The organism is Salinicola sp. V024 (assembly GCF_052645315.1).
Genome location: NZ_JBQXYB010000001.1, coordinates 168,879 through 183,384, shown reverse-complemented (window position 1 = coordinate 183,384; position 14,506 = coordinate 168,879). Strand labels below are relative to the sequence as shown.

Here is a 14,506-nt window from a genome sequence, read left to right as displayed (position 1 = left end):
TCAACGACGGCGAGCAGCGACCTCGGCGCCCCGAAGTCGCGAGGCGAGCTTGTCGAGAGTGCCGTTGACGTATTTGTGACCATCGGTCGCGCCAAAGATCTTGGCCAGCTCGACCCCTTCGTTGATCACCGCGCGGTAGGGAACTTCGGGACGATGCTTCAGCTCGTAGGCGCCGAGGCGCAGAATGGCGAGTTCGATCCGGTCTAGGTCTTCCAGCCGGCGGTCGAGCAGCGGCGCGATGGCCGCGTCCAGCTCGGCTTTCTGGTTGGCGGTATTGTGCAGCAGGTCATGGAACAGCGCCTGGTCGGCGATCTGCATCACCTTGTGCCAGTTCTCGTGATCCTCGAGATCGTCATCGCCGACCTGAGCGCGAAATTCGGCCTCGACGGCGGTGATCGACTTGCCGGTCATCTGCCACTGATAAAGGCCCTGAACGGCCAGTTCGCGGGCGGCGCGGCGCGATTCCTGAGCCGGTGACGGCTGCCGTGACGGTGTACTCATGCCTCGCCTCCCAGTCGCTTGAACAGAGATACCATTTCCATTGCCGCCATCGCCGCTTCGGTGCCCTTGTTGCCGGCCTTGGTGCCGGCGCGCTCGATCGCCTGATCGATCGAATTGACCGTCAACACGCCGTTGGCGATCGGGGTTCCGAACTCGAGTTGCAAGCTGCTGAGCGAAGCATTGCAGTTGCCCGCCACATATTCGAAGTGCGGTGTGCCGCCACGAATCACCGCCCCCAGCGCCACCACGGCGTCGGGTCGAGAAACCTGCAGCACGCGCTTGACCGCCAGCGGCAGTTCCCAGGCGCCCGGAACATGAATCAGCTCGATGTTCTCTTCACTGACGCCATGGCGCGTCAGGCTGTCGACGGCACCTTCGACGAGGCTATCGACGACGTGGTGATTGAAGCGTCCCACGACGATGGCGTAGCGGCCATCGACATCGGTGAACTGACCTTCCAGTTGAGCGATCGGTTGCATTGTCGGTTTCCGGATACACTGCGGTCAGGTTCATCACGCATTCGAACCTGACACACGATAAAACAGTCTGATTGGCCGGCGCCAGACGCTGGCGCTCGGCGCGCGAAGCCGGCCATCTTACCATGGCCGCGCGGCCTGGCTATCCTCACCAGGATTGCGAGATATTGACTCGTGCTTCGCTCAGGCGTCGCCGCTGACCAGCTCGACCACTTCCAGATCGAAACCGGAGAGCGCGGAGAAGCGCCACGGCGAGCTCAAAAGCCGCATCTTGCCGACGCCGAGCTGACGCAGGATTTGCGCGCCGGTGCCGATCGACAGGAAATTCCCCGAGCCGTCGGAGGCGCTGGAACGCGGTGAAGCGCGCCGCCCCAACAGCACGTCGAGCTGCTGTTTGAAGTCGCCCTCAGGGCGGGCATCGTCGAGCAGCACGAACACGCCGGCTTCCGCCCGAGCGATCTCTGCCACCGCGGTATGAGCCGTCCAGTGGCTGTCCGCCCGGCATAGCGCCAGCAGGTCACGAAGCGTATCCCCGCCATGCACGCGCACCGTCGTCGCCGAGTCACGCTCGGGTTTGCCCTTCACCAGCGCCAGGTGATGCTTGTCCTGAATGGTGTCGTGGAACACGTGCAGCATCATCTCGCCGAAGGCGGTCGTCACCGACGTCTGCTCCACCGCGTCGACGGTGCGCTCGTTGAGCATGCGATAGTGGATCAGGTCGGCAATGGTGCCGATCTTGATGTCGTGCTCGGCGGCGAAGCGCTCGAGTTCCGGACGCCGCGCCATGCTGCCATCGTCGTTCATGATCTCGCAGATCACGCCGGTCGCCTCGAATTCGGCCATGGTCGCCAGATCGCAGGCCGCTTCAGTATGACCGGCCCGACGCAGCACGCCACCCGGCTCCGCCATCAGCGGGAAGATATGACCCGGCTGAACGATATCTTCCGGCCTGGCGCCACGCGCCGCCGCCGCACGCACGGTAAGTGCGCGGTCGGCGGCGGAGATACCCGTGGAGACGCCGTTGGCAGCCTCGATGGAAACGGTGAACTTGGTGCCGTAGCCGGAACCGTTGTCACTGACCATCAGCGGCAGCTTCAACTGCTGGCAGCGCGCCTTCGACATTGGCTGGCAGATCAGCCCGCGGGCGTGCCGCGCCATGAAATTGATATGCTCGGCCTCGACGCACTCGGCCGCCATGATGATATCGCCTTCGTTTTCGCGATCCTCGTCATCCATCAGGATGACCATCCTGCCCTGCCGAATCTCTTCGATCAGGACCTCGATGCGGGCCAGCTGGCTCGGTTGCGCTGTCGTCATTGCTGATTCGTCCACGGAATTCACGATCTCGAAAGCACGAAGGCTCGATGCGGCACAGCCTACCTGTCGCGAGACACGGACGCCACTGTCGGGTGATGGCGACGGCCGTTGCCCCGGAATTGCCGGCAGGCATGACCAACGCCTCGCGGGTATCAGGCCATCGAATATCAGACCGGCGAATGTCAGACTGTCGAATATCAGGTCGGCGAATATCAGGACCCGGATATCCGGTCCTGGAAAATTAGATCAGGTCCAGGAACATCAGATCAGACCGGACGCGCGGATATGCGCCAGTCGTCTCCCAGCGCGCGGATATCCTCGATTTTCAATCGCCGCTGCTGGCTCATCTTGGCCAGCCCCGGCAACGCGAACAGCGGCCGAGCTTCGCTGCCCAGCAGCGTCGCCGCCATGAACAGCTCCAGCCGGTCGACGCAGCCCGCCTCCAGCAGCGCACCGGCCAGCGTGGCGCCGGTCTCGACGAGGACCTCGTTGCACGCCTCCCGAGTCGCCAGATAGCGCAGCACGGCGTCGAACTCGACACGCCCTTCGGCGTTGGCGGGCATCGAGACCAGTTCAGCGCCGGCGGCCGCCAGCTTGCCCCAGCGCGGATCGGTTTCATCCTGCAGCGTGAAGACCAGCGTACGCCCGGGTTCGCTCAGGCAAGCCGCGGCCAACGGCAGACGCAGACTACTATCGAGGATCACTCGTAGCGGCTGGCGCTGGGCGATCTCGGCGCCATTTTCCAGCCCCAACTGCTCGGCGCGCACCGTCAACCGGGAATCGTCGAAAATGATCGATTCCACGCCCGCCAGTATGGCGCTCGAGGCGGCGCGCAGTCGCTGAACCTGCTGCCGCGCGACGGGCCCGGTGATCCACTGGGATTCTCCGTCGGCCATCGCCGTACGGCCATCGAGACTCATCGCCATCTTCAAGGTGACACGCGGCATGCCGTCGCGCATGCGGCGGATGAATCCGGGATTGAGCTGGTGCGCGTCCTCCTCCAGCAGCCCCACTTCGACGTCGATACCTGCCTCGCGCAGCATCGCGAAACCACGTCCCGAAACCTGCGGATTGGGATCCTCCATCGCCGCCACCACTCTCGCGACGCCGGCCTCGATCAATGCCTGGCTGCAGGGGCCGGTGCGCCCGGTATGCGAGCAGGGCTCGAGGGTGACGAACGCCGTCGCCCCGCGCGCGGCCTCGCCGGCCATTCGCAGCGCGTTGATCTCGGCATGCGCTTCGCCGGCACGCGCATGGAAACCCTCGCCGACGACCTGGCCATCCTTGACCAGCACGCAGCCGACGCGCGGATTGGGGTCACAGGTGTATTGCCCCCGCCAGGCAAGCTGAATGGCGCGACTCATGCTGGCATGAGAAGTGCCGGTGGCTGCAACGGAAGATCTGGACGAAGACATGGACAAAGGGTCAGACATGGCGGCTCGCTCGAGAAGACGGCAGCTTGGAGGGTCGAGCTGCCGAATGGAAACAGTGCCGATTCAGCGTGGGTTGTCGTCGTCACTCGAGGAATGGTTCGGTTCCTGGGACAGTCGATCGATCTCGGCCCGGAACTCGTCGAGATCCTGGAAGCGGCGGTAGACAGAGGCAAAACGAATGTAGGCGACGTGGTCGAGACGCTTGAGCGTCTCCATCACTTCCTCCCCGACCTCGCGGGCCTCGACTTCGCGATCACCACGAGCCCGCAGCCGCTGACGGATACGCTCGACGGCGGCTTCGAAGGACTCCACGCTGACCGGGCGCTTTTCGAGGGAGAGCGCCATGCCGGCACGCATTTTCTGCTCGTCGAAGCTTTCGCGGGAGCCGTCGGACTTGACCACGCGGGGCATCACCAGCTCGGCGGTCTCGTAGGTCGTGAAGCGCTCCCCGCATGCGGCGCACTGACGGCGGCGACGCACCTGATCGCCCTCGGCCACCAGGCGGGAGTCGGTCACCTTGGTATCGTGCGTACCACAGAACGGGCAATGCATCGTCGGAATCTACCTGTGGGCTTGGGCGACTCGGGAACCGCCACTGTTGTTGAACGAGATGATACTTGCCGAGTAAACGAGATAACCTGTCAAGCAAACGCGAGAACGGTGTCGAATGAATGATAGAGAGTGTAACGGTTTGACCAATCTAGCGGAAATACACTGAAAGTCCCCGTCAATTTTCATGTTGGCCCGTCTTCTGCAAGGATACCGTAACCAACCGCCACATCGGCGTTCCGACCCGTGCGCCGCGTACGCCATCCGATGATCAGGAATCGCTCCCATGCCCAGCCGTGCCGCGAACTATCATGCGCTTTCCGAAGAAGCCTTCATCGAGCGCGCCGCCGCGCGTCTGGAAGAGGTCTACGGCCCCCGTCGTGACGAGGTCATGCGACGACTGATGACCTTGCTCATGCACCAGCGAAGTGCATTGGACACGGCGCCCCGTCCGATGTGGAGCGAGCGCGACCAGATTCTGATCACTTACGGCGACTCCATCATCGATGGCGAGCGTCCTCCGCTCGAGGTGCTGGACGACTTCCTAGCCACGCGGCTCAACGGCACGTTCAGCGGCCTGCATATCCTGCCGTTCTTTCCCTGGAGCAGCGACGACGGCTTCTCGGTGATTCATTACCGCGAGGTGAACCCCAAACTCGGTGACTGGCAGGACGTGCGTCGACTCGCCTCCCGGGTCGATCTGATGGTCGATCTGGTCATCAACCACGTTTCCCGCGATTCGTTATGGTTCATCGACTACCTCTCCGGGACGCAGCCTGGGCGCGACTATTTCATCGAGATGGATCCGGACACGGATCTCTCGATGGTCACGCGGCCGCGCAACTCGCCGCTGCTGGTGCCGGTCTCGACGCGCCGAGGCACTCGGCATCTGTGGGCGACCTTCTCCGAGGACCAGATCGACCTCAATTTCGCCAACCCGGACGTCCTGCTCGAATTCATCGGCATTCTGCTCTACTACGTCCAGCAGGGCGCGCGCCTCATTCGACTCGATGCGATCACCTATCTGTGGAAGGAGGTCGGCACCTCCTGCGTTCACCTGCCCCAGACCCATGCCATCGTGCGTCTGCTGCGGGCCATTCTGGATTTCATGGCGCCGGGTACGCTGTTGATCACCGAAACCAACGTGCCGCATCACGAGAACATGAGTTACTTTGGTCTGGAACGGCTGGCTCCGGGCGCGACTGGCAGCGAGGCTCTGCAGCCCCAGTCGATGCCCGACGAAGCGCACATGATCTATCAGTTCACGCTGCCGCCGCTGCTGGTGCATACGCTGACCAGCGGCGATGCCACCACCCTGAGCGAGTGGGCGCGAAGCCTGCCGGCGCTGCCGCCGGGCTGCACCTATTTCAACTTCACCGCCAGCCATGACGGAATCGGGGTCAGAGCACTCGAAGGACTGCTGCCGCCCCACGAGGTCGAGGTCATGCTCGAGCTGATGCACCGCTTCGGCGGCTACGTCAGCATGAAGACCAACGCCGATGGCAGCGATTCTCCCTACGAGATCAACATCACCTACTACGACGCCCTCAAGGGCACGCGCCGGGGCGCGGACGCCTGGCAAGTCGAACGCTTCCTGTGCAGTCAGAACCTGATGCTGGCGCTGCAGGGTATCCCGGGGGTCTATTTCCACACATTGACCGCGACGCTCAACGACCATGGCGGTGTCGAGCGCAGCGGAAAGTTGCGCTCGATCAACCGACGTCGCTGGCCCAAGGAAGAGCTGGACGAACTCATCGACAGCCGCAGCACGCCGACCCGCGAGGCGTTCACCTCACTGAAGAGACGCCTCAACATCCGTGCCAACGAGCCGTGTTTTCATCCCGAGGCGGCACAGCGCGTGCTCGACACGCCTCCGGGGATCTTCGCCATCGAGCGCGGGCCGCTCGCCAATGGCCGTCGCCTGCTGGCGATCTACAACATCAGCGATACGCGCCAGCCGCTGGCGATCGATGAATTGAACGACGGCGAGTGGTACGACGTACTCAAGGACGGCAAGAACTGGAGTCCGCATCCCGACGAACGCGACATCCTGCGGCCCTATCGAAGCCTGTGGCTGGTGCAACCCTGAGCAGCACTGGTCGCTCCTCCGGAAAGCCACCGCGGGACGATCACTCTTGCCGGGAGACCGAGGTCTGACTAAAGTAGCAGCGGGAGATGGCATTCCTCCCGCCGCGGCGCGCCCAGAGCCCCGGCAAACCGCCTCGCGCTGATGATGCCTGCCAACACACCCGAGGTGTGTTCTGTGCAGGCGTGAACATCGATAGCACTCCTCGCCCCGGGACACCGCTCTGCCAACGAGCTTCTGACGAGGAATTCAACAGCATGTGGATCCCCATTCTGGCCATCAGCGCCGGCGCCGCGATCGGTGCCAATCTTCGCTGGTGGCTTGGTGCCCAGTACAACGGCTACTTCCTGCACATCCCCCCCGGCACGCTGATCGCCAATCTGGCTGGCGCCTGGCTGATCGGCGTCGCGCTCAGCTTCTTTCAGGATTCCTCGCTCAGCGTGGAGTGGAAGCTATTCGCGATCACCGGCCTGTTGGGCGCTTTGACGACCTTCTCCACCTTTTCGGCCGAAATGGTCGGCGCCATCCAGAACGGTCGTTGGGCCTGGGCACTGACCGGCACCCTGGTACACGTCATCGGCTCGTTCGCGATGACCATGCTCGGCATCGCCTGCTACGGCTGGCTGAGGCACTGACATGGACCGGCAGCGTCAGACCTGAGGAATCAGACCGGCGGCGCCAGATCGACGGCATCAGACCAGCGGCTCAGGCACCCTCGTCCGCTCCGGCAGTAGCGGTAGTAGCGTAGAGGTCGCCCTCGACCATTTCGCTGGCAGCAGGATCCAGCGCCAGTGAGATATCTTCGCCGGGCCGGAATCAGAGAGACAGCGTGACGAACCCATGCCGTCCCAGCGCCAACGCTGCGCTCAAGCCTGACTGCACCGGCTCGATACCGGCTTCGACCTCCTCGAGCGATAGCCCTTGAGCGGCCAGCGCCTGCAGGCAGACCAGCACCGGCACCCCTTGCTGGCGCAGGGCGTTCCACCAGGGCGCGTTGGGGTTTTCCTCGAGTGACGGCTCGGCAATCCGCTCGCGATAGGCTGCAGATTTCAACACGCATGGCGTCGCCGGCCCGGCAACGACGACCACGGCCCGGCATGCCACCTCGGCCTGTGACATCAGATTGAGCGTTCGTACCAGCCGCATGACACCGCCATGCACTCGATCCGGCGCATCGGCCGCACTGGAAATCTGAAAGAGCCCATGACAGGTCTCGCCGGGCGCGGGAAGCCACTGATCGACCGCCTGCCCCACGGGCCGCGGTGAACCGGGGATCGCCAGTTCGGCATTACCGGGTTTGCCTCGAATCAGCCCCAAAGAGTCGAGCCACTGCGATGAGGGGTAATTGTGCATTTTGACCTCCGCTTAGATCTCATAAAAAGAATAACTATATTCAATAAATGAATATACGCTACCAGCAGCGATAGCAAGGGTTCATTTTCAGCTCATCCCCATGGGCCAATCTGTCGCCATCGAATCAGGAGCGCAGCCGATGCGGGCAGGAGCGAAGGGGAAGTCAATGCGGTCAAGGCGAGTCCAGTGGATCATGATGCTGGCATTGCTCGGTGTCGCCACGCTGTCCATGGCGCAGGATCCGTTCGGGCAACAGAGCGACTTCCTGCCGCCGGATCAGGCCTTCGAACCGACGCTGATACAAGACGGCGACGAGGTGGAAATCGACTGGCAGATCGAGCCCGGTTACTACCTCTATCGCCACAGCTTCTCTGCTCAAGCCGATGAGCGCGAACTGTCGCTCGATATCCCCGAGGGGGAGACCATCGAGGACGAGTACTTCGGTCGTTCCGAGATCTATCGTCATGCGTTGCACATGACCACGCACCCCGGGGAAGCCGATACCCTCACCCTTCATTGGCAGGGTTGCGCCGATGCCGGCCTTTGCTACCCCCCTCAGCAGCGGACGTTCGATCTGGAATCCGTCGCCGGTGCCTCGGGGCAGCACCACCGACGCGAACGCGCTGGGACCGGATGCCTCGGCCGATGCGCCTGATGCGTCATCCGCGACATCAGCGTCTGTCGCACCAGACTCCACCACTCAGCCTCAGCCCCGGACAGACGCGGCGATGGCTGAAGATCAGCAACTGGCAGCGCAGCTCGCCGGTGGCAACTGGATCTGGACGCTGGCAGCGTTCTTCGGCATGGGGCTGCTGTTGACCTTCACGCCCTGCGTGCTGCCGATGATCCCCATTCTTTCCAGCCTGATCGTCGGCCAACGTCGCAGCGGGGAGAATCCGCGCGCCGCCGGCTTCGTGCTCTCGCTCGCCTACGTTCTCCCCATGGCTGCAACCTACGCGATACTGGGCGTCGCCGCGGCCATGGCCGGCGCCAATTTGCAGATGCTGTTCCAGAATGTCTGGTTCATCGGCATTTTCTCGGTGCTGTTCATGGTACTGGCGCTCGCCATGTTCGGTGCCTTCGAGCTAGAACTGCCGCGAGCGCTGCGTCAACGCCTGGATGCGGGACTGTCGAAACAACGCGGCGGCCGATTCAAGGGCGTCGCCGTCATGGGGGTGCTCTCCGCCCTGCTGGTCGGCCCCTGCATGACCGCCCCACTCGCCGGCGCTCTGCTCTTCATCGCCGACACCGGTAATCCGTGGCTGGGCGGCGTGGCGCTGCTCGCGCTGGGCCTCGGCATGGGCGCTCCGCTGGTGCTGATCGGCACGCTCGGCAGCCAGCTGCTGCCTAGGCCCGGCGCCTGGATGACCCGCGTCAAGGCGCTGTTCGGCTTCGTGCTGCTGGGCATGGCGATCTGGTTCGTCGCCCGAATTTTCTCGGATGCCCTCGTTCTTGGCCTGTGGGGCGCGCTGGGCCTGGGCGCCGCGATCGCCCTCGTCGCCATGGCGCGGGGCAACGGCACGGGTAGCATTCTGCCCCAGTTCGCCACCGCCAGTGCCGCCATCATCGGTCTGTGGAGCACGTTGATCCTGATCGGTGCCGCCGGTGGCGCCAACGACCCGTGGCGACCGCTGTCGGTCTACGTCGCAAGCGGTGTGGCAACGGCCTCCAAAGACGCCAGCGAGTCCGGGCCTATCGCGTTCGACGACGTGAAGGATCTGGCCACGCTCGAACGCCGCGTCCAGGCAACCGCCAACAGCGGCCAGATGACACTGGTCGAATTCACCGCCGACTGGTGTGTCTCCTGCGAAGTCATCGAACGGGAAGTGTTCAGCGACCCGGCCGTCAAGAAGGCGCTCCAGGACGTGCAGCGACTGAGTATCGACGTCACGGATTACGACGCCGAGGATCAGGCGATCATGCAGTACTTCGGCATCGTCGGCCCGCCGACGCTGATGTGGTTCGGCCCCGACGGTCGGGAGCAGCGCAGCACCCGCATCATCGGTGAACTGGATGCCGAGGCCTTTCTCGACCGCTACGCGCAGGCCAGACATAGCGCCAACGAGTCCACGGAGGGCTGACCATGAATCCGCTCGATCGCAGTATCGCCCTGGGACCGCTGGGCGTGAGTCTGGGTCAGCTTCTGCTGGCCCTGGCCATGGTCGTCGCCCTGATCGTGGGTGCCTGGATAGGCCGTCGTCGACAGGTCAGCGTCGGCGATGTTCTGTTCAATGCGTTGCTGATCGGCATCATCGGCGCACGCATCGTGTTCGTGGCCCGCTACTGGCAGAGCTACGACACGTTCTGGTCCTGGCTAGACATCCGGGATCGCGGGTTCGAGCCGCTGGCCGGGCTGGCGATCGCTTTCGCCTATCTGGCCTGGCGTTTCTGGCGGCAGCCGGCCATGCGCCGCCCGTTGGGTGCAGCGGTTCTCTCGGGTGCTTTGGCGTGGTCGATGACTGCTGGCGCCCTGGCGCTGATGGCGCCCCGCGGGGCGAGCCTGCCCTCGATCCCGCTGGCAGCTCTCGGTGGCTCGCCGGTGGCCCTGCCCACCGTGCTGCAGGAAGCCGACCGGCCCATGGTGGTCAATCTCTGGGCAAGCTGGTGTCCGCCCTGTCGTCGCGAGATGCCGATACTGGAACAGGCCCAGCAGGCGCGGGACGACGTGTCGTTCGTATTCGTCAATCAGGGCGAGAGCGTCGACGCCATCGAGACGTTTCTACAACGGGAGTCCCTCTCTCTCGATCAACTCTATCGCGATCCGGACATGACCTTCGGTCGAGAAGTGGGGGCGATGGCCATGCCGACCACCCTCTACTACGACGCCGACGGTCAGCTCGTCGATACCCACTTCGGTGAGCTTTCCCGTGCCACGCTCGATCGCAGTCTCGAACGCTTCACCCCATGACGGTCCAGACGCGCTTTCAACCCGAGCGCTTAACTCGACCTCCCCGCTAGACATTAACAACCGGAGACGACACCGATGCAAAATCACGCCCCCCGAATGATGCCACTACGGCTCACGCTGCCCTTGGCCGCCGGTATTGCCCTGGCGGCAAGCCTGCCCGCCGCCGCCGACGACTGGCCGGCGCCGATTCAGACACTTGAGCAGCAGGGCCTCACCATTCACGGTGAATTCGATGCCCCCGGCGGACTCAGGGGCTACGGCGCCAGCATTCGAGGACAGAGTGTGGCCGCCTATCTGACGCCGGATGGCGAGCATGCCGTCGTCGGCACGCTGATCGACGCCCAGGGCCGGGACGTCTCCGCCGAGCCGCTGGAACAGCTCGTCGATGGGCCCAAGAATGCCGAGCTATGGAAGGCAATGGCGGACCACCATTGGGTTCGCGAGGGCGATACCGATGCATCGCGCGTGCTCTACACCTTCAGCGATCCTAACTGCCCCTACTGCCGCAAGTTCTGGCAGGACGCTCAGCCTTGGGTCGAAAACGGTGATGTCCAGATTCGTCACCTGATGGTGGGGATTCTGAAAGCGGACAGCCCCGAGAAAGCCGCCGCGATTCTAGCTGCAGACGATCCCAGCGCCGCGATCGCCGAACACTATCGCACCGGCGCCATGCCGGACAGCGAGGGAACCGATCAGAGCGAGCAGTGGGTCGCCGACAATACGCAAGTGATGCGCGACGCCCAGCTCTATGCCACACCGGTGATTTTCTATCAGGACGACGATGGCGAGGTGCACAAGGTCATGGGCGCTCCCTCGCCGAACAAGCTGCGCACAATCATGGGTAGCGACTCGCCCTGAGCTTTCCTGTCCCCCCCCCCCTGCTTATCCACCTCCTGCTCACCCGTCCTTACTCATCCGCCCGGGCGAATCAGGCCAGGGGCAGCGAGAGGGTGACTCGCAGCCCGATACCGTCGCCGGAGACGAGCCGCAGGCTGCCGCCGGCCCGGGTGGCGATCGCCTCGACGATGGATAACCCCAGGCCGCTGCCCTGCGGATGATTGCCGCGATGAAAACGCTCCGTCAGGCGGGCGATCTGCTCGGGCGGGATGGTCTCGCCCTGGTTGACGATGTCGATCACGGCCAAGCCGTTCATCCGCTGCGCTTCAATCTCGATCGGGGTGTCAGGCAAACCGTGCCGCATGGCGTTCTCGAGCAGATTGCGCAGCGCAATCACCAGCAACTCCCCGGACAACGCGACGTGAAGCCGGTCGACCGAGGCGTGCCAGTGACAGCGATCGCGACTGCCCGTCTCCACCATCGCAGCCTCCAGGGCCTCTCCCAGCCGCGTAGGGTCGACACTACCCTGCGCAACCTCCTCGCTTTCCATGCGTGCCAGCAACAGCAATTGGTCGAGCGTCTTCGTCAGCCGCCCCACCCCCGCCTCCGCCTGCTGCATCGCCTGTTGATGGGGATCGCCATCGACGCGTCGCGCGATCTGCAGATGGGTCCGAATCGCGGTCAGCGGTGTGCGCAGCTCATGCGCGGCATCATCGGTAAAGCGCTGCTCCAACTCCAGCATGCGCCGGGTGCGTGCCAGCAGGGTGTTGAATCCATCGATCAGCGGACGAATTTCCCCCGGCAAACCGCGGATCGGCAGTGCCGAGAGATCGTCGTGATCGCGTGACATCAGGCGCCGCTGCAGCCTCGAAAGTGGCGACAGCCCCCGGGTCACGCCCCACCACAGGGCGATCAGGCTGCCGATCGAAGCGAGTAAAAAGGGATAGAACGCCGCACGGCGTACCTGACCCAGCAACGACTCCCGCTCCCGCAGGCGATCCGCCACGGTGATGCGCTTATCGTCATCGACCAGGGTATAGACGCGCCAGCGCTGGCCGTTGTGATCGCGGTAGCTGTAGCCTTCGTCATCGACTGCGAGAACATCGTTCATTTCAGGGTGCGTACCCGCCACCACCTGCCCGCGCAGCGACGACACGCGGCAGGCAACGCCCTCGAGCGCAGGGATGGTCGACGTCTCGCCCACTTCTCCATCCCAGGCCGCCGCCGGCACGCGATCGAGCAGGCCGGCCACCATTCGCGCCGACTGAGCCAGACGCTGATCCAGCGAACGTTCGAGCTGGCTCGAGAGATCGCGCATCGACCACGCCGCCGTCAGCCCCCACAGCAGCATCAGCGTGATCCCGAGCGTGGCGACGAGACGCAGCCGAAGGCTCATGAGGGTATGTCGCCATGAAGTCGCTCGTCGGCGGGAAGCGCGCCGAGACGGTAGCCGACGCCCCGGACCGTCTCGATCACTTCGCGTCCCAGCTTGCGACGCAACTGGTAGATATGCACGTTGAGGGCGTTGCTCTCGATCTCGTCATCGATGCCGTAAAGGCGGTCCTTCAACTGGTCGGCGCTCAGGATCCGCCCACGCGCGCGCATCAGCGCCTCCAGCAGCATCAGCTCGCGACGCACCAACACCACCGGTGCGCCATCCAACGTTACGCTGCGAGCGACGGGGTCCAGCGCCAGGCGCCCGTAGCGAAGGGAGCGGTCGATCTGCCCGGCGCTGCGGCGCAACAGCGCCTGCAGCCTTGCCGTCAACTCATCAAGGTCGAACGGTTTGACCAGATAATCGTCGGCTCCGCCCTGAAGCCCTTCGACACGACTGGCAACGGCGTCTCTCGCCGTCAGCATCAGTACTGGCATGGCAATACCCGCACGACGCCACTGTTGCAACAGCGTCAGACCATCGCCGTCGGGCAAACGGCGATCGAGCACCGCGGCATCGTAGTCGATCGCGGACAACGCCCCGCGTGCACCGTCCAGCGTGGTCACGATATCGACGACGAAGTCGCTCAGCGCCAGTCCCGCTTCGATGCCTGCCGCCACCGGTGCATCGTCCTCGACGAGTAGTACGCGCATGTTTTCCCCGTTTGCGATCCGATCCATTCATGCCACAGTCTGGCGGACGGCGATGATGTCGGAATGAGCTCGCCGATCAGTGAGCGGGAGAGAGCCGACGGGCCAGCCACCAACCCAGCAGCAGGGTCATAATGAATGCCGCCAGCGGCCAGCTCAGCCCCGCCAGCGAGGCGACCGCCGGTCCCGGGCAATACCCTGAAAGCCCCCACCCGATACCGAAAAGTGCGGCACCACCCAGCAGTCGGGTATCGAGGTTACGGCGGGTGGGCAGCTGGAACCGGGATTCGAACAGCGGCATCTGGCGTCGCCAGACGAGGCGATAACCGATGAACGTGGTGATGACCGCTCCGCCCAGTACGAAGATCAGGGTCGGATCCCAGGCGCCGGCGACATCGAGAAAACCGATGACCCGCGCCGGATCGGTCATGCCGCTGATCGCCAGGCCGAGCCCGAACGTGAGCCCTGCCAGATAGCCTGCCAGTGCTTTCATGATGCGCCTCCCAGCCAGTGACGCGACACGAACACGGTCAGCATGGCAACCAGCACGAAGACGAGCGTTGCGGCCATCGACCGGTGCGACAGACGCGCCAAGCCGCAGACCCCGTGCCCACTGGTGCAGCCGCTACCCAGGCCAGTGCCCAATCCGACCAGCAGGCCGGCGATCAACATCGTCGTCAGCCCCCTCGTCGGAGCACCGATCATCGCCCCGCTGTCGCCTGCCACATTGCCCCAGTCCAGACCAGCCAGGATCAGTAAGGCCGGTCCGGAGACGAGGCCTAGCAGAAACGCGAAGCGCCAGGGCCTATCCACGCCGCGCTCGAAAACCACCCCGGAGAGGATCCCGCTGATACCGGCGATCCGTCCCAGCAACCCCATGAGCAGAGTGGCGGAAAGTCCGATCAGAACCCCGCCCAGCAACCCCTGCAACGCACTCAACGTTTCCATCTCGCTCCTTTTG

Annotated in this window: 16 protein-coding genes and 1 riboswitch; of the genes, 6 read left to right on the top strand and 10 right to left on the bottom strand. The window is 64.1% G+C overall.

The window, feature by feature from the left end; all coding sequences use genetic code 11:
* From nusB to nrdR, 5 genes are all read right to left on the bottom strand, one after another.
* Complete coding sequence (gene nusB / locus ACUN9V_RS00820; RefSeq protein ID WP_075562792.1) at positions 1-501, bottom strand: transcription antitermination factor NusB; 501 nt, start codon at positions 499-501, stop codon at positions 1-3.
* Complete coding sequence (gene ribH, locus ACUN9V_RS00815) at positions 498-980, bottom strand: 6,7-dimethyl-8-ribityllumazine synthase (protein WP_075562793.1); 483 nt, start codon at positions 978-980, stop codon at positions 498-500. Before ribH ends, nusB begins: the two co-directional genes overlap by 4 nt.
* Before the next feature lie 180 nt (positions 981-1,160).
* Positions 1,161-2,294: a bifunctional 3,4-dihydroxy-2-butanone-4-phosphate synthase/GTP cyclohydrolase II gene (gene ribBA / locus ACUN9V_RS00810; protein WP_445509985.1), complete on the bottom strand. Its 1,134-nt coding sequence runs from the start codon at positions 2,292-2,294 to the stop codon at positions 1,161-1,163.
* 266 nt (positions 2,295-2,560) lie between these two features.
* Positions 2,561-3,709, bottom strand: a complete 1,149-nt coding sequence (gene ribD / locus ACUN9V_RS00805) for a bifunctional diaminohydroxyphosphoribosylaminopyrimidine deaminase/5-amino-6-(5-phosphoribosylamino)uracil reductase RibD (protein ID WP_445509984.1) — start codon at positions 3,707-3,709, stop codon at positions 2,561-2,563.
* An 81-nt stretch (positions 3,710-3,790) separates the two neighbouring features.
* Entirely contained in the window at positions 3,791-4,279 is a 489-nt protein-coding gene (gene nrdR / locus ACUN9V_RS00800) for a transcriptional regulator NrdR (RefSeq protein WP_075562796.1), read from the bottom strand.
* Positions 4,280-4,562: 283 nt separating this feature from the next.
* Here nrdR and ACUN9V_RS00795 point away from each other — a divergent pair, with 283 nt between their 5' ends.
* On the top strand, positions 4,563-6,365 hold the full coding sequence (locus tag ACUN9V_RS00795; protein WP_445509983.1) for a sugar phosphorylase: 1,803 nt from the start codon (positions 4,563-4,565) through the stop codon (positions 6,363-6,365).
* A 73-nt stretch (positions 6,366-6,438) separates the two neighbouring features.
* Positions 6,439-6,523: riboswitch (Fluoride riboswitch) on the top strand.
* 96 nt (positions 6,524-6,619) lie between these two features.
* A complete protein-coding gene (crcB, locus tag ACUN9V_RS00790; RefSeq protein ID WP_075562798.1) occupies positions 6,620-6,997 on the top strand; it encodes a fluoride efflux transporter CrcB in 378 nt (125 codons plus the stop codon).
* A 181-nt stretch (positions 6,998-7,178) separates the two neighbouring features.
* Here crcB and ACUN9V_RS00785 read toward each other — a convergent pair whose 3' ends face one another.
* Positions 7,179-7,715, bottom strand: a complete 537-nt coding sequence (locus ACUN9V_RS00785) for a DsrE family protein (RefSeq protein WP_445509982.1) — start codon at positions 7,713-7,715, stop codon at positions 7,179-7,181.
* Between the two features lie 166 nt (positions 7,716-7,881).
* On the opposite strand from ACUN9V_RS00785, the gene ACUN9V_RS00780 reads away from it, so the two are divergent.
* The 4 genes from ACUN9V_RS00780 (at position 7,882) to dsbG (ending at position 11,481) form a co-directional block, all read left to right on the top strand.
* Positions 7,882-8,370 carry a protein-disulfide reductase DsbD domain-containing protein gene (locus ACUN9V_RS00780; RefSeq protein WP_445509981.1) on the top strand — a complete coding sequence of 163 codons (489 nt, stop codon included), beginning with the start codon at positions 7,882-7,884 and terminating at the stop codon, positions 8,368-8,370.
* A gap of 73 nt (positions 8,371-8,443) precedes the next feature.
* Positions 8,444-9,796, top strand: coding sequence for a protein-disulfide reductase DsbD (gene dsbD, locus ACUN9V_RS00775; protein WP_445509980.1), 1,353 nt, complete (start codon positions 8,444-8,446; stop codon positions 9,794-9,796).
* 2 nt (positions 9,797-9,798) lie between these two features.
* Complete coding sequence (locus tag ACUN9V_RS00770; protein WP_445509979.1) at positions 9,799-10,623, top strand: prolipoprotein diacylglyceryl transferase family protein; 825 nt, start codon at positions 9,799-9,801, stop codon at positions 10,621-10,623.
* Between the two features lie 75 nt (positions 10,624-10,698).
* On the top strand, positions 10,699-11,481 hold the full coding sequence (gene dsbG / locus ACUN9V_RS00765) for a thiol:disulfide interchange protein DsbG (protein ID WP_445509978.1): 783 nt from the start codon (positions 10,699-10,701) through the stop codon (positions 11,479-11,481).
* Positions 11,482-11,551: 70 nt separating this feature from the next.
* On the opposite strand, the gene ACUN9V_RS00760 is transcribed toward dsbG, so the two are convergent.
* The 4 genes from ACUN9V_RS00760 to ACUN9V_RS00745 all read right to left on the bottom strand — a co-directional run bounded on the left by ACUN9V_RS00760 (position 11,552) and on the right by ACUN9V_RS00745 (position 14,493).
* Entirely contained in the window at positions 11,552-12,856 is a 1,305-nt protein-coding gene (locus ACUN9V_RS00760) for an ATP-binding protein (RefSeq protein WP_445509977.1), read from the bottom strand.
* Positions 12,853-13,548, bottom strand: coding sequence for a response regulator (locus ACUN9V_RS00755; RefSeq protein ID WP_445509976.1), 696 nt, complete (start codon positions 13,546-13,548; stop codon positions 12,853-12,855). Before ACUN9V_RS00755 ends, ACUN9V_RS00760 begins: the two co-directional genes overlap by 4 nt.
* Positions 13,549-13,624: 76 nt before the next feature.
* On the bottom strand, positions 13,625-14,038 hold the full coding sequence (locus ACUN9V_RS00750) for a DUF6691 family protein (protein ID WP_110692676.1): 414 nt from the start codon (positions 14,036-14,038) through the stop codon (positions 13,625-13,627).
* A complete protein-coding gene (locus ACUN9V_RS00745) occupies positions 14,035-14,493 on the bottom strand; it encodes a YeeE/YedE family protein (protein WP_445509975.1) in 459 nt (152 codons plus the stop codon). Before ACUN9V_RS00745 ends, ACUN9V_RS00750 begins: the two co-directional genes overlap by 4 nt.
* Positions 14,494-14,506: the final 13 nt, after the last annotated feature.

Coding starts and splice junctions, on each gene's coding strand:
- nusB (WP_075562792.1), bottom strand. CDS start 501: ATGAGTACACCGTCACGGCAGCCGTCACCGGCTCAGGAATCGCGCCGC.
- ribH (WP_075562793.1), bottom strand. CDS start 980: ATGCAACCGATCGCTCAACTGGAAGGTCAGTTCACCGATGTCGATGGC.
- ribBA (WP_445509985.1), bottom strand. CDS start 2,294: ATGACGACAGCGCAACCGAGCCAGCTGGCCCGCATCGAGGTCCTGATC.
- ribD (WP_445509984.1), bottom strand. CDS start 3,709: ATGTCTTCGTCCAGATCTTCCGTTGCAGCCACCGGCACTTCTCATGCC.
- nrdR (WP_075562796.1), bottom strand. CDS start 4,279: ATGCATTGCCCGTTCTGTGGTACGCACGATACCAAGGTGACCGACTCC.
- ACUN9V_RS00795 (WP_445509983.1), top strand. CDS start 4,563: ATGCCCAGCCGTGCCGCGAACTATCATGCGCTTTCCGAAGAAGCCTTC.
- crcB (WP_075562798.1), top strand. CDS start 6,620: ATGTGGATCCCCATTCTGGCCATCAGCGCCGGCGCCGCGATCGGTGCC.
- ACUN9V_RS00785 (WP_445509982.1), bottom strand. CDS start 7,715: ATGCACAATTACCCCTCATCGCAGTGGCTCGACTCTTTGGGGCTGATT.
- ACUN9V_RS00780 (WP_445509981.1), top strand. CDS start 7,882: ATGCGGTCAAGGCGAGTCCAGTGGATCATGATGCTGGCATTGCTCGGT.
- dsbD (WP_445509980.1), top strand. CDS start 8,444: ATGGCTGAAGATCAGCAACTGGCAGCGCAGCTCGCCGGTGGCAACTGG.
- ACUN9V_RS00770 (WP_445509979.1), top strand. CDS start 9,799: ATGAATCCGCTCGATCGCAGTATCGCCCTGGGACCGCTGGGCGTGAGT.
- dsbG (WP_445509978.1), top strand. CDS start 10,699: ATGCAAAATCACGCCCCCCGAATGATGCCACTACGGCTCACGCTGCCC.
- ACUN9V_RS00760 (WP_445509977.1), bottom strand. CDS start 12,856: ATGAGCCTTCGGCTGCGTCTCGTCGCCACGCTCGGGATCACGCTGATG.
- ACUN9V_RS00755 (WP_445509976.1), bottom strand. CDS start 13,548: ATGCGCGTACTACTCGTCGAGGACGATGCACCGGTGGCGGCAGGCATC.
- ACUN9V_RS00750 (WP_110692676.1), bottom strand. CDS start 14,038: ATGAAAGCACTGGCAGGCTATCTGGCAGGGCTCACGTTCGGGCTCGGC.
- ACUN9V_RS00745 (WP_445509975.1), bottom strand. CDS start 14,493: ATGGAAACGTTGAGTGCGTTGCAGGGGTTGCTGGGCGGGGTTCTGATC.